This is a genomic window from Snodgrassella sp. CFCC 13594 (assembly GCF_001590725.1).
Classification (GTDB): Bacteria; Pseudomonadota; Gammaproteobacteria; order Burkholderiales; family Neisseriaceae; genus Snodgrassella.
This window is the reverse complement of record NZ_LQXR01000001.1, coordinates 216,082-230,024: the sequence shown is the minus strand read 5'-3', so window position 1 is coordinate 230,024 and position 13,943 is coordinate 216,082. Positions and strand designations below refer to the sequence as shown.

The 13,943-nt window shown below is 47.0% G+C and carries 16 protein-coding genes; 10 read left to right on the top strand and 6 right to left on the bottom strand.

Annotated elements, in window-relative coordinates:
- Nucleotides 1-29: 29 nt before the first annotated feature.
- On the bottom strand, nucleotides 30-389 hold the full coding sequence (locus A2F46_RS01075) for a hypothetical protein (protein WP_066565893.1): 360 nt from the start codon (nucleotides 387-389) through the stop codon (nucleotides 30-32).
- Nucleotides 390-603: 214 nt separating this feature from the next.
- On the opposite strand from A2F46_RS01075, the gene A2F46_RS01070 reads away from it, so the two are divergent.
- The 7 genes from A2F46_RS01070 (at nucleotide 604) to efeB (ending at nucleotide 7,143) form a co-directional block, all read left to right on the top strand.
- Nucleotides 604-1,935, top strand: coding sequence for an FAD-binding oxidoreductase (locus A2F46_RS01070; protein WP_231867675.1), 1,332 nt, complete (start codon nucleotides 604-606; stop codon nucleotides 1,933-1,935).
- 85 nt (nucleotides 1,936-2,020) lie between these two features.
- Entirely contained in the window at nucleotides 2,021-2,467 is a 447-nt protein-coding gene (gene rnhA / locus A2F46_RS01065; RefSeq protein ID WP_066565667.1) for a ribonuclease HI, read from the top strand.
- Between the two features lie 647 nt (nucleotides 2,468-3,114).
- On the top strand, nucleotides 3,115-3,660 hold the full coding sequence (locus A2F46_RS01060; protein WP_066565666.1) for an iron transporter: 546 nt from the start codon (nucleotides 3,115-3,117) through the stop codon (nucleotides 3,658-3,660).
- Nucleotides 3,661-3,760: 100 nt separating this feature from the next.
- Entirely contained in the window at nucleotides 3,761-4,096 is a 336-nt protein-coding gene (locus A2F46_RS01055) for a cupredoxin domain-containing protein (protein ID WP_066565665.1), read from the top strand.
- A gap of 14 nt (nucleotides 4,097-4,110) precedes the next feature.
- Nucleotides 4,111-4,941, top strand: a complete 831-nt coding sequence (locus A2F46_RS01050; protein WP_066565663.1) for an FTR1 family protein — start codon at nucleotides 4,111-4,113, stop codon at nucleotides 4,939-4,941.
- Nucleotides 4,938-5,834, top strand: coding sequence for an EfeM/EfeO family lipoprotein (locus tag A2F46_RS01045; protein ID WP_066565662.1), 897 nt, complete (start codon nucleotides 4,938-4,940; stop codon nucleotides 5,832-5,834). Before A2F46_RS01050 ends, A2F46_RS01045 begins: the two co-directional genes overlap by 4 nt.
- A 10-nt stretch (nucleotides 5,835-5,844) precedes the next feature.
- The gene (efeB, locus tag A2F46_RS01040; RefSeq protein WP_082783526.1) at nucleotides 5,845-7,143 is read left to right on the top strand and encodes an iron uptake transporter deferrochelatase/peroxidase subunit; all 1,299 of its coding nucleotides are present in this window, start codon (nucleotides 5,845-5,847) and stop codon (nucleotides 7,141-7,143) included.
- Between the two features lie 103 nt (nucleotides 7,144-7,246).
- On the opposite strand, the gene clpP is transcribed toward efeB, so the two are convergent.
- From clpP to A2F46_RS01015, 5 genes are all read right to left on the bottom strand, one after another.
- Nucleotides 7,247-7,861: an ATP-dependent Clp endopeptidase proteolytic subunit ClpP gene (gene clpP / locus A2F46_RS01035; protein WP_066565661.1), complete on the bottom strand. Its 615-nt coding sequence runs from the start codon at nucleotides 7,859-7,861 to the stop codon at nucleotides 7,247-7,249.
- Between the two features lie 83 nt (nucleotides 7,862-7,944).
- A complete protein-coding gene (gene tig / locus A2F46_RS01030; protein WP_066565659.1) occupies nucleotides 7,945-9,264 on the bottom strand; it encodes a trigger factor in 1,320 nt (439 codons plus the stop codon).
- A gap of 200 nt (nucleotides 9,265-9,464) precedes the next feature.
- Nucleotides 9,465-10,334, bottom strand: coding sequence for a DUF1853 family protein (locus tag A2F46_RS01025; RefSeq protein ID WP_066565656.1), 870 nt, complete (start codon nucleotides 10,332-10,334; stop codon nucleotides 9,465-9,467).
- Nucleotides 10,331-10,597, bottom strand: a complete 267-nt coding sequence (locus A2F46_RS01020; protein WP_066565651.1) for a hypothetical protein — start codon at nucleotides 10,595-10,597, stop codon at nucleotides 10,331-10,333. The genes A2F46_RS01025 and A2F46_RS01020 overlap by 4 nt, the downstream gene beginning before the upstream one ends.
- Nucleotides 10,598-10,631: 34 nt before the next feature.
- Nucleotides 10,632-11,441, bottom strand: coding sequence for an RNA methyltransferase (locus A2F46_RS01015; protein ID WP_066565649.1), 810 nt, complete (start codon nucleotides 11,439-11,441; stop codon nucleotides 10,632-10,634).
- Nucleotides 11,442-11,683: 242 nt separating this feature from the next.
- On the opposite strand from A2F46_RS01015, the gene A2F46_RS01010 reads away from it, so the two are divergent.
- From A2F46_RS01010 to A2F46_RS01000, 3 genes are all read left to right on the top strand, one after another.
- Nucleotides 11,684-12,475 carry an inositol monophosphatase family protein gene (locus A2F46_RS01010; protein WP_066565648.1) on the top strand — a complete coding sequence of 264 codons (792 nt, stop codon included), beginning with the start codon at nucleotides 11,684-11,686 and terminating at the stop codon, nucleotides 12,473-12,475.
- 118 nt (nucleotides 12,476-12,593) lie between these two features.
- Nucleotides 12,594-13,058, top strand: coding sequence for a copper chaperone PCu(A)C (locus A2F46_RS01005; protein WP_066565643.1), 465 nt, complete (start codon nucleotides 12,594-12,596; stop codon nucleotides 13,056-13,058).
- A 133-nt stretch (nucleotides 13,059-13,191) separates the two neighbouring features.
- Nucleotides 13,192-13,926 carry an S-methyl-5'-thioinosine phosphorylase gene (locus tag A2F46_RS01000; RefSeq protein WP_066565642.1) on the top strand — a complete coding sequence of 245 codons (735 nt, stop codon included), beginning with the start codon at nucleotides 13,192-13,194 and terminating at the stop codon, nucleotides 13,924-13,926.
- Nucleotides 13,927-13,943: the final 17 nt, after the last annotated feature.

Genomic DNA, 13,943 nt, shown 5'->3' with positions numbered 1-13,943 from the left:
AATCCTCATTAACCGCCCAAAACTTTGTACTACATCATGTTATCAAACAGGGGAGACACCTGAATATCAGCATCCACCATATCCAACACCATGTCATTGACGTCTATGCTAAAAAAAGTCCAAAACGTCTCCACATTCAAGTCTTTAGGCCATTTGGCTTTTTCAATTTCCCAACCCGCCAATTCGGCTTCGAAAATAGGCTGAAAATGCTCGCCTACATAGCCTACCACTTCCTCAGGTGTATCAAATTCTGGCACCAATAGAGTGGTGCAATTGCTTTGTAATTGTGCCAAGGTAATCTCAGGCATGTCTTCGTCTGTGGTGAATAACCAGTCCAAAAAAACCTGTGTGGGTTTCAATACCACTGCACTGCGGTCAACAAAATACATCATTCGTCCCTCAACCAAAATCAGCCACCATTGTACTTGACTTAACTTCAATCTGGGCAGATTCGCAGCGATTTCAAGCAACCAGCGACCATTGGCAAGTTAGCGTACAATCCCAACCACTATATCCACGAGAACCACCATGGAAGCGCACATCCATTTGGCCGCCATGCAAGCCTGCTTGGGCGAACCCGACATCCTCACCAAGCCAGAAGACATGGCACCGTATTGTATTGACCAACGCCGGCGCTATAAAGGCAATGCTTGGGCGGTTTTACTGCCACGAAGCGTGGCACAAGTGCAAACCATTTTGCGTTATTGCCATACACATAACATCCCCATTACCCCACAAGGTGGCAACACCGGCTTGTGTGGCGGCGCTACCCCACTCGCGTCTTTAAACGGAAAGGGCTTTCTCTTGGCCATGGGCCGGCTCAACCGCGTGCGCGAAGTAAATACAGCCGACAACACCATTACCGTAGATGCAGGCATGATACTGGCTCAGGTGCAGCAAGCTGCACGCGCGGCAGACCGTTATTTTCCGCTTAGTCTGGCCAGTGAAGGAACGTGTCAAATTGGTGGCAACATAGCCTGTAATGCGGGTGGCTTGAATGTGGTGCGCTATGGCACTGCGCGAGATTTGGTACTGGGTCTGGAATATGTCTTACCCAACGGCACTTTGGTCAGCCATTTACAGCCTCTACACAAAAACACCACCGGCTATGAATTACGCCAGCAAATCATCGGCAGCGAAGGCACTTTGGCAGTGATTACCGGTGCCACTTTAAAACTCTATGCCCAGCCGCAAAGCGTGCAAACGGCTTGGATAGGTTTAAACAGTATTCAGGCAGCTGTGGCTTTATTGGGCGCAGTGAAAAACCGTTTTGCAGAACGACTCAGTAGTTTTGAATTAATCAGTGATCAAGCTTTGGCACTTTCGGCCCAATACAGTCAACACACGCCGCCCGTGGCAGCAGCATGGCACGTGTTACTCGAACTAACCGACAGTCTGCCGCAAGCGGCCTTGGACGATCCGCTTATTGAAGTGCTGAGCGCAGGTAACTGGCTCAATGCGGTAATTGCCCAATCCGACACAGAACGCCAGCACCTATGGCTGCTGCGCGAAAATATTTCGGCTGCACAACGTCATCTTGGCGCCAGCATCAAACACGATATAGCGGTACCCATTGCACAAGTCGCCGATTTCATCGAAACCTGCGCACAGGCCATGGACAAATTACACCCCAATACGCAACTGGTGATTTTTGGCCACTTAGGGGATGGTAGCCTGCATTACAACGTATTCTTGCCCCATGTCCTCAATAACGCCGTATACGATTTTGAAACAGACATCAATGCCACGGTTTATGAGCAGGTTTTGGCGCACCACGGCACCATCGCTGCGGAACATGGCATAGGCCAATTGAAAACCCATTGGCTCACTAAAGTGCGTAGCACTGAAGAAATAGCATGGATGCGCGCACAAAAAGACCATTTTGATCCGCATCATGTATTAAACCCAGGTAAGGTCATTCCAGCCACAGACTGACAATAACCAAGCTATATTAATCGTAGACAACACGCTGCTTTTCAGGCAGCCTCTCCCCCTCATTTGATGACACCACATTAACTTCATGAACAAACCCAAAGTTACCCTTTATACCGATGGCGCCTGCAAAGGCAATCCAGGCATCGGCGGTTGGGGCGCACTCTTAAAATATGGCGAACACGAAAAAGCCTTATTTGGTGGCAACCCCGACACCACCAATAACCGCATGGAACTCATGGCGGTCATTGAAGGCTTGCGCACCCTCAAGCGCCCCTGCATCATTGATATTTACACCGATTCCAAATACGTCATGCAAGGCATGAGTGAGTGGCTTGTTGGATGGAAAGCGCGCGGCTGGAAAACAGCGAATAAGCAACCAGTCAAAAATGTGGACTTGTGGCAAGCACTGGATACTGAAGCAGGCAAACACGAGATTAAATGGCATTGGGTTAAAGGCCATGCAGGCCACGATGGTAACGAACGGGCCGATGCATTGGCCAATCAAGGTGCAGCCTCCATAACCCGCCCCTGATGGCAACCAAAAAAAACCGGCTTCATTACAGAAGCCGGAACAAAACAAACACAAATTGTCGCACCACCAAAATATCCATCGAAGTCCATTTCAGTAGTACATATAAATTAATGCAAGGACCATGCCAAATAATAATTTCAACAATTTCAATACTATAATTTAAAAACATCAATAACCAAATAAAAGGCCTGCCACAAAACGTGTAGTTTCCTGCCGTAAATTGTCAGTCACCCAATGTATAACGCCAGCACAGTCGCGCATCCACCATAGGCATGATGCTATCACGCAGTCAATTCACCTACTGAGCACCAGCCTCATCCCCAAACCTCTAAAGTACAGCAACATCCCAACAACATCGCTACCGTTCATATTGAATGCACAGCAACAACACCCAAATAAAAACTCATCTTATTGTTTTTAAATTTATTTAATCCACATTTATTTAGCTATTACACCTCATTTTACAATCTACTTTGATTTTTATTAAGAAATTATATCAAAACCATTCTCAAATAGAATTTATCGGCGTATATTGATAACAGGTATCATTAATATCCAGTAGTTACAAGCTGTCTGAAACCAATTCAGGCAGCCTTTACTGGGTATTAATCCTAATATTGATTGAGTCTAACCAAATCGGGAAAAAAATGAATATTTTTCAAAAAGCAGCTATTGTTAGCGTGGCTATGGTATCTACTGCGGCCTTTGCCCAAGAATACCCTATGGGCAAACCTGTCATCAAAAACGGTATGGAAATCGCCGGTGTATATTTGCCACCGATCACCATGGACACAGATGGCATGAATCACATGAATATGCATTTGCCCGCCAACAAATCCGACGTGCACATGGAAGCTGACATTCACGCCACCGAAGGCAACCCAAATGGTTTTGCGGAAGGTGACTGGATGCCAAATTTGAATGTGGAATACACCGTAACCAAATTGGGCGGCAGCTTCAAACATTCAGGTAAGTTTATGTCTATGGTCGCCAGCGATGGCCCACATTATGGCGACAATGTTAAATTAGATGGCTTGGGCAAATACCGTGTGACATACCGAATTGCTCCGCCATCTGCTGATCAAATGGCGCGCCACATTGATAAAGAAACCGGTGTAGCCCCTTGGTTCAAACCATTTGAAGTCAGCTGGGATTTTGATTACGCAGGCGTTGGCCGAAAAGGCAGCTACTGATTGTAAATAAAAGTGAATGGGGATTATGGTCGCTTCTTTACGGTGCGGCCTAATCCCTATTAGTATTTTTGAGATGGCATTTAATAAGGAGTTTTATGTCATGAATAAAAAAATAATAACTGCCGTAACCTTAGTGGGTATGGCTTTATCTTCTCTGGCTATGGCAGATGACAAGCATACCGTAAATCTCAAAATGAAAGACGGCGATATGATGCCCCTAACTCTTTACGCACCAGCCAATAAAATTATCCGCATCAATGTCAGCAATGTTGGCAAAGGCCCTGTGGAATTTGAAAGTACCCAACTGGTGAAAGAAAAAGTACTGGCGCCTGGAGCCAGCTCAGTTGTGGTGATTGCGCCAAAAAAACCAGGCACATATATCTTTTTTGATGATTTTCATCTTAATAAGCCCAAGGGCAAACTCATCGTTAAATAAACGAGGAATCGGTAATGGGACAAGTTATATTCGTGGTATGGCGAGAATGTTTTGAGGCACTCTTGGTCATCGGGATTATTTACGCTTGGATTAAGCAAAATCCAGACAGCAAAAACGGCATGCGTTATTTATTGGGCGGCGTGGGCTTGGGTGTTTTGGTGTCAGTGATATTGGCCATGGTCATTTATGGCGTATTTAATGTATTACAAGGCAACAACCAGACTTTATTTATGATGGGCATGTCATTTGTGGCCTGCGCATTGATTGTGCAAATGGTGTATTGGATGAACAAGCACGGCCGCACCATGAAATCTTCTCTGGAGAGTGAGATGGCGGCCCATGTTGAACATCATTCATGGTGGGGTGCACTGTTTATTATTGCCATTGCCATCGCTCGCGAAGGCAGTGAGATTGTGGTATTTTTATCCGGCCAAATCATGCAGTTGAATCACACCAATTACATGAGCTTCCTATTGGCCGTGTTGATTGGCGTGGCCGTATCTGCACTGACTTTCTATGCTTTTGTACTTACCAGCCGCGTCGTGCAATGGAAGAAATTTTTTACGGTTACCGGCATTATTTTATTGTTCTTGGCTGTATCATTACTTCTGAAAGGAGTTGAAGATGGTACTAATCTGCTTCTCGAACAAGATGTAGCTGTGCCCGATTTCCTCATTAACCCAGCTTGGGATACATCTCATTTGATGGATGACAGCAGCTTGATTGGTGACTTTGCGTCTTCTTTCTTTGCTTATCGTTCACAGCCCATGTGGATTAGCGTCATTACTTTCGTGGTTTATTGGGTAGTGATGGCCTGCTTATTTTTGAGAAAAAAAACCAAATGAATCGCTCGACAACCTATTTAGGTGTGCTCTTGGCGTGTGTGCTGATGTCTCCTGTGTATTCATCGGCACACGGCTTGCGTGCGCCCATTATTAATGATGCTAATTTTGTTGCCGCCAAAGGCGACATCCCCACGCCGACCAAATACCAACCGGCTATCCGCGCCTATTTGCAAGAAGTACAGCAGCAATTAAAAAACTTGGATGATTTAGTAGGTGATGTGGTTCGATACAGCAAAGCTGGCCACCTTCAGGCAGCGCAGCAAGCTTATGTCAAAGCACACCAAACGTATGAGCGCATTCGACCGATTGTGGTTTTGTTTGGTAATGCGGATAGAACCATCAATTCACGTGCCGATTATTATATTGATGGGGTGAATGATCCACGTTTTGTGGGTTTTCACTTGGTTGAATATGATTTATTTACATTGAAAGACGCCCAAAAAGCACATGATGACGCGGTTCCACTACAATATGAAGTGGGCGATTTGCGCAAACGCATGGCCGTTGAAACCATTGAGATTGCCAAAATGGTGCAATCGTCAGCGGATTTCATGGAAATGATTCTGCAAACCAAACTATTGGGGCAAGAAAACCAGTTCAGCCACAGCGATATTGCCGATATGGAAGCCAATGTGGTTGGTTCACAAATGATCATTCGCCACTTGCGCCCGTTTATCGCGCAAGCCCAATTGCAGCCGATTGAAGAAAGTTTTGCTCAAATCCAAACCATCTTGCAAAAATATAGGCTGTCTGACCAGCAATACCGGCCTTTTGATCAACTGAGCATGGCGGATCACAATAAATTGTATTCATTGGTCACGGAACAAGCTGATCGATTGGCACAGCTACGCGCTGACCTAAATGTGGATATTTATTACAAATATCGCCGTTGAGACAAACAACATGACCAAAATTAACCAAAACTCTGTAGCACAAACGACGAGCCACAGCGATGTCGATACCCCTTCTAATTTGAGCCGCCGTCAAGGCATGAAAATGCTGCTGGCGGGCGGACTGGGCGTGGCCAGTATCAATGCGCTGGCCAAATCATCAGGCACTTCTGCCTCCAGCTGCATCCATGATTACAATCAGGCCGTTGACTATCGCGGACCGCACCAAGCTGGCGTCATTACGCCTGATACCAAAGAAGCCATTTTTATGGCTTTCAACCTCAGCATCACCACCGCTGATCAGTTGCGGCAACTATTTAAAACATTGTCTGCGCGCATTGCTTTTCTGACGCAACCACAATCATTTCCCACACAAAAAAACGACAAATTGCCACCGCCAGAATCGGGTATTTTGGGCGCCCGCTTGGAACCAGATTCCCTCACCATTACCTTGTCTTTGGGTGCACCTTTATTTGATCAGCGTTTTGGTTTAGCCAAAAAGAAACCCAAAAAATTGGTTACCATGACGCGATTTCCCAATGATCGCTTACAAAAAGAATGGTGTGGTGGTGACTTGGTGTTGCAATTTTGCGCCAATAGCCGTGAAAGTGTGATTTATGCCTTGCGTGACATTGTTCGTCACACCAGCGATCAAATGATGCCCGTGTGGAAAATTGATGGTTTTTTACCCGCACGAGACATTGATCGCCACTCTACTGCCATTAATTTATTTGGCTTTAAAGATGGTACTGGCAATGCACCAGCCACCGACAAGCAACAAATGGATGATTTGGTTTGGATCACTGAAAACAATCACGAACCTGATTGGTGCTTGGGCGGGAGCTACCAAGCCATACGCTTGATCCGCTTTAATTTGGCTTTTTGGGACAGAACCCCATTGGAAGATCAAGAAAATGATTTTGGTCGCTATAAAGACAGTGGCGCGCCCATCGGCATGAAACACGAAATGGATGATCCACAAATGAATCAGGATCCCCATGGCGACCGTATTTTATTTGATTCACACATGCGCCGCGCCGAACCACGCAATCCAGAACGACACGTAGCCAAATTGCGTCGTCGAAGCTTTAGTTATTCCTTGGGCGTGTTGCCTTCCGGCGAAATTGACATGGGCTTGGTTTTTATCTCATACCAGAATGATTTGAAAAAAGGTTTTATCGATACCCAAAATCGCTTGAATGGCGAACCGCTAGAACGCTACATCAAACCTTTTGGTGGTGGCTATTATTTTGTACTGCCGGGCGTGAATAGCACCAAGGATTATTTGGGCCGTGCTTTATTAGAAAGTTAATACTGCCAACGAGCAAAGGTTGTCTAAAATACCAAACAGCCGAGATGGAATTCATCTCGGCTGTTTTCTACATGGCTCACAGTTGGACTAAACATCCATAAACTTATTTGATTCGGTGGGTTAATACTTCATCAACCAAACCATATTTGCATGCTTCTTCAGCCGACATAAAATTATCACGATCGGTGTCTTTTTCGATTTTCGCCAATTTTTGCCCCGTGTGATCCGCCAGCATTTGATTCAATTTTTGCTTCAATTTCAGCAACTCACGTGTATGAATTTCAATATCTGAAGCCTGACCGCCTAAGCCACCGCTAATCAAAGGTTGATGAATCATGACACGGCTATTGGGTAGCGCAAAACGTTTGCCTTTAGCACCGGCAGAAAGTAAAAATGCCCCCATACTGGCCGCCTGACCCAGACACAGTGTAGCCACATCGGGCTTCACAAAATTCATGGTGTCGAAAATCGACATCCCTGCACTCACCGAGCCACCTGGAGAATTGATGTATAAAGAAATATCTTTATCTGGGTTTTCGCTTTCCAAAAACAGCAATTGTGCGACCACCAAATTAGCAGTGTCATCGGTTACGGGGCCCACCATAAACACAATGCGTTCTTTTAAAAGGCGCGAATAAATGTCATATGAACGCTCACCGCGACCGCTTTGCTCCACCACCATGGGTACCAGCCCCAAATTGTCTATACTCGGCATCATCATCGTGCTCCTGTGTATTCGATAAAAAAGCACCCAAGCAGCGACAAAACCACTTTGGTGCTTTTCAGTTTCAGGCAGCCTATTTAGGCTTGGCCTTGTTGACCCATGACTTCATCAAAAGAGAGTTTTTTCTCTTCCACTTTGGCTTTACCCAAAATGTATTCAACCACATTATTTTCTACCGCCAACGCAGTTGGGCCTTGTAGATTTTTCTTGTCACTGAAATACCAATCAACCACTTCTTGTGGGTCTTCATAGCTTTCTGCAAACTCATTCACCACAGCTTTAATCTGATCTTCAGTGGGGTCCAATTTTTCATCTTCAATCAACTGAGCCATCACCAAGCTAATGGATACACGGCGTTTAGCAGCTTCTTTAAACATGTCCAACGGCAAATCCAAATTTTTCGGATCCATGCCTTGATTGGTGAAATTTTCCTTCATTTGTTCGGCCAAATGACGCGCTTCTTGCTCAACCAAAACACCGGGAACATCAATCGGTGTTGAGGCCAATAAAGCGTTCATCACGCTTTCTTTGGTCATTTCGCCCACACGACGGTTCACTTCGCGAGACACGTTTTTCTTCACTTCTTCGCGCATTTTGGCCACATCACCATCGGCAATACCCAAAGATTTAGCAAACTCAGCATCGACTTCTGGCAATATAGCCTCAGCTACATTTTTCAAGGTAATGGTGAATACCGCAGTTTTACCCGCCACGTCTTTGCCATGATAGTCTTCAGGGAATGTCACATTGACTTCTTTAACATCACCCTCTTTCATGCCGACAACACCCGCTTCAAATTCAGGCAACATTTGACCTTTGCCCAACAAAAACGGGTAATTTTCAGAAGAGCCACCTTCAAAAGCCTCGCCGTCTACTTTACCGGCAAAATCAATGATCACACGATCACCTTCTTTGGCTTCGCGCTCCACGCGGTTAAAGCGGGTGCGTTGCTGACGCAAAATATCAATGGTTTTATCTACTTCAGCATCGCCGACTTCGGTACTGACTTTGGTAACTTCTTGTGCAGCCAAATCGCCAACCGCAACGTCAGGATAAACCTCAAATACAGCAGCAATTTTGAAATTTTTGTCGTCGTCTTGCTCTTTGTCATCCAAAGCATCCAAACGCTGCAAACCAGCGACCTTCAATTTTTCTTCCACCACGGTGTCATAAAACGCTTTTTGCGCCGTTTCATTCAACACTTCATCACGGATACCTGCACCATACATAGAATCAATCATTTTCAATGGTGCTTTACCTGGACGGAAACCGTCGATGCGCGCGCGCTTTTGTGTGTTTTGCAAACGTGCACTGACTTTGGCATTGATGTCATCCCAAGGCAAAGCCAAAACCACTTTACGCTCCAGATTGTCCAATTTTTCTACCGTTACGCTCATCGTAAACCCTTAATCTTTCCGTTAATTCAAGTGTTGGTTGATTCACCCATCGGCATAGCCGGCGCAATAGTGCCTGCCAATTCAAGCCAATGAATGCAAAAAATGAAACCGCAAGTGTACCATAAGCCGCTTTAAAAAAATACGCATTGCAGACGCCTAACGCATTCAGGCAACAACACAAACACTGCCTGTCATACCATTCAAGGTGCTTCTGTTTTCATCAGGCGCATCACTTCATGCCAATACTCATCAGCCCGTTGTTCTAGTACCGCTACCATGCCCACTGATATCGTATGCTCAACTTCGTCCCAAAGCAGTGGTTCTGCCGCTTGGCGCAACGGCGACAATTGCGCCAGCCGCGGTACCGAAGCAAACCGTAATGAAGAAATATTTTCTGGTAATTGCGTTGCCAACGCTGCCCATTCGCAACCCCAGCCACCTTGCCAAGCCAATCGATTAATGGGGGCAATAGATGGCAACGCAGGCGCAAACAGCATACCGCGCAAAACCGTGGCACGGTGTATTGGTTCGTCATGAATGCCACATGCCATTAAGGCTACCTGAAATGCTGGATGCTGCGACAAGCGCAATTGTTGTTGAATCTTCTCAATCTTATTTTCCATCGCGTCTTGTGGGTTCAAGCCCACAAAATCGCCTAAAGATCGGCCACAACCACCGTAATATTTGCAGGCCAGCTCCAAGTGATACAGAACCCCATTTAAACGCACCATAAAATCAGCAGCACCCACCGTTTGCGTAGGCGTGCGCAGCGCCAAATTGTGTGCCAACAATATCGAATGTGGTGCATGGGTAAACCAAAACGCCAATAAGGACTCAGCATACAAACCCAATCGCTGACCAAAAGGCGCTTTGGATACCAACCAATCATGCATCACAGAAGGTTCGTCATCCAAAGCCAATAAATAACGAAATCCGCCATCACCCAACAACACCGAAACTGGCAGCTCACAACCACTTAGCCACGGTGCAGGTGCCGTCAATAAGCTAGCCAAATCACGCACCATGGGTGTTTTCAAGCGCCACCACAAAGCGTCCAAAGCATAATTCATGGATTCGATACTCGGTGTTTTTCAGCCTCAAATGCCGTCACTGCGGCGTTTGCTTGATGCATGGTCATGCTTGGAAACGCTTGGCGCAATTTTTTGACGAGCTCCACGCGATTCGGCGAATAATGCTGCACGATATAGGCACGAACATGCTCTGCTGCTACAGATCCGTCATGCGACGAACGCTTTTTGGAGTGATGCGCCAGTGCACGTCGAAGCCACAACGCCACCGCTATCACCAGCAACAAGCCCATGATGAGTTTCATGCATTACCCCTCAGATAATTACATTAATGAATGGTTATTGGCTGCGCTCAACTTGTTTGCTGACGGTTTTAAAAAAACCCCGCAAAATATCAATGTCTTCTGTATTGACTTGCGCCCGGTCAAACAAAGCGGCCATGCGCCGCATCAAACGCGCTTCATTGCGTCGTTCAAAAAAGCCCAGTTCCCCCATCACATTTTGTAGGTGCGCTACCATACCTGCTACCTGTTCATGGGTAGCCAAATGAGCGGCTTGTTGGAGATAATCCATGGGCACGTCTGTGTGGCTAAACAATTCATAAGTCACCACTTGGACGGCTTGGGCTAAATTGAGTGAGAAATAATGAGGATTGCCATTGATGGTCATCAGGCGATTGCAACTTTGCACTTCTTCAATGCTCAGGCCAAATGTTTCATTACCAAACACCAGCGCTACTTGTTCCCCCGCAGCAGCAGTTTGCAGCAATGCAGGGGCCAATTCGCGCGGCGTGTGCATGGGCGCGGTTAACTCACGCTTGCGGCTGGTGAGCGCGCAAGACACCACTGTATCGGCCAATGCCTCATCCAATGAGGCCACTATGCGGGCCTCTTCTAATACGTCACGGGCGCCTGAAGCCAAGACGAAACTTTCTTCAGGCAGCCTGAAATCCTGAGCATGATCCGCATCAAACGATGGTGGTTCTGGAGTCATAGGCGTCGCCATTAAATGAGGTGAGACCAATGTTAATCGGGTTAACCCCATCGTTTTCATGGCGCGCGCCGCAGAACCGATATTGGCAGGATGGCTGGTGCGTGACAGCACCACGATAATATTGTCTAAACAAGACGGTAATTGCGGTTTTTCCATGGTCTTTCTGTCCAAATACCGTGCCCGCACTGGACACAGCAAAACGCGGTTATTGTAGCAAAGCATAGCCTGCTTCGCTTGTTCCAGAATGAGCCATTTACGTACATCCTCTTTAGCCAGCACTGAATTTCCCGTATAATTGAGCCATTATCTGCCGCGCGGCTTGGCCTGCGGCTTTTGTTCTTTAACAGCACCATCTGGCAGCACCATGCTTGCCTAAAATCACCATACGAGTACGCACCATGAATCCGATTTTGAATACCGCCTGGAAAGCTGCGCGCAAAGCAGGCCACATGATGACCCGCGCTGCGACCAATTTAGGCGCCATTAAAGTAGACAGCAAAGCCTACAATGATTTTGTTTCCGATGTTGATCGTGAAGCCGAAAATATTCTGATTCAAGCCATCAATGAGGCCTACCCCCACCATGCCATCGTGGCAGAAGAATCTGGCTTACATGGCCATGAACATGCCGAATACCGATGGATTATCGACCCTTTGGATGGCACCACCAATTTCCTTCACGGCCATAAGCAATACGCTATTTCCATGGCGTTGCAGCACAAAGGTGTGCTCACCGAGGCATTGATCTATGCGCCAGAATACAATGACTTGTATACAGCCAGCCGCGGTCAAGGCGCTTTACTTAACGACAAGCGCATACGCGTCAGCAATCGTATCGACCTACCACGCTGCTTGATTGCCACTGGATTCCCAGTTGTTGACCAAAGCATGATGGATAGCTATTTGGCCATTCTGAAAGAGGTTTTGAGTAAAACCGCAGGCGCACGTCGCGAAGGCTCAGCCGCTCTGGATTTGTGTAATGTAGCCAGTGGCCGTGTTGATGGTTACTTCGAATTCAATCTGAAGCCTTGGGATATCGCTGCTGGTGCCTTGCTTGTGCAGGAAGCAGGCGGTTTGGTGACCGATATGCAAGGCGAGCAAAACTGGCTATCCAGTGGCGATATCGTAACCGGCAACCCCAAGGTGCTGGCGCAACTGCTGCAAATCATCGCCCCATACATCAAAGCATAATCAACAGCGCTAATGGTTTTATATCCCTTGTATTCAGGCAACTCATGCTTTTAGGTTGCCTGAATATAGCCATATTTCATATTGAGTCATCGTTTTTATCAAGAGGAAAACACACAACATGAAGATCAAATCATTATTTTTCGCTGCCAGCCTGCTCAGTAGTACTGGTTTGACCCTGGCTCATGGCATGACAGCCGAGCAAGCCTGGGCCCGTTTTACGGTACCGGGTGTCACCATGGGTGGCGTGTTTATGAATTTAAATAATCACACCGGCAAAGATGATGCTTTGGTTTCAGTAAGCACGCCCATAGCCACTCAAACTGAAATACACGAAACAATCAACATCGATGGGATGATGAAAATGCGCCCCGTGCCACAAGGCGTTGCTTTGCCCAATGCCAAAATCACAGCCTTACAGCCAGGCGGCCACCACATTATGCTGATGGGTTTGAAACAACCTTTAAAGGTAGGCACCCAAATCCCGCTCACACTCACCTTTAAACACACCCACCCCATTACCATTCAGGTTCCGGTACGCAAAGAAGGCTTAGGTGCCACGTCAACGGCGCCGATGATGCATTAATCCTTACTACACCAGCCAAGCCTGCAACGATATTAGACCTTTGGTTGTGGGCCTGGCTACAACGTGCTGGTTTGCCGAAAACCGCACTCTACCGATACAATCCCTTCCCTTCATCTCAATTGCGGATACCCACATGCTTGCCATACTCAGCGGCAGCGGTTTAAATACGCTGCCTGAATTTGTGATTCAACGCCGTGAAGTCGTGCGCACGCCCTACGGTTTGCCATCCGCACCAATTTACTTTGGCCACTTGGGTGAATGGGCAGTGGCTCTGCTGGCTCGACATGGTGCCAATCACGTTTGGGCACCACATGAAATCAACTACCGAGCCAATATATGGGCCTTACACCACATGGGCGCACAGCAAATCATTTCGGTGAGTGCCGTGGCCAGCTTGGTCCATGAATTGCAACCAGGTTCGCTGGTGGTGCCGCATGATCTCATTGATTACACCCATAACCGCGCACACACTTTTTTCGAAGGCCAAAGCCAAGAAGTGGTGCACACCGACTTCAGCGAACCCTATGATTCAGCGCTACGCCAGCGCATCATTCAATTGGCCAGAGACACCCATACGGCCATTCATGCACAAGCTGTTTACGCCTGCACACAAGGACCGCGCTTAGCCACCATGGCAGAAGCCAAACGTTTTGCTCAAGATGGTGGCGACTTATTGGGCATGACCGGCATGCCAGAAGCGATTTTGGCAAAAGAATTGGGCATGGCCTATGCACACGTTTGCGGCATCATTGGCTACGCGGCCAACATCCAACCCATAGATGACCGACCCGACTTTCGTCGACAACACACCCATCAAGCAATGGCGTACATCAGCCGTTTGCTGAGTGCGTTGACGCCCGATAGCTGATTTCCCTGAACGGGTAT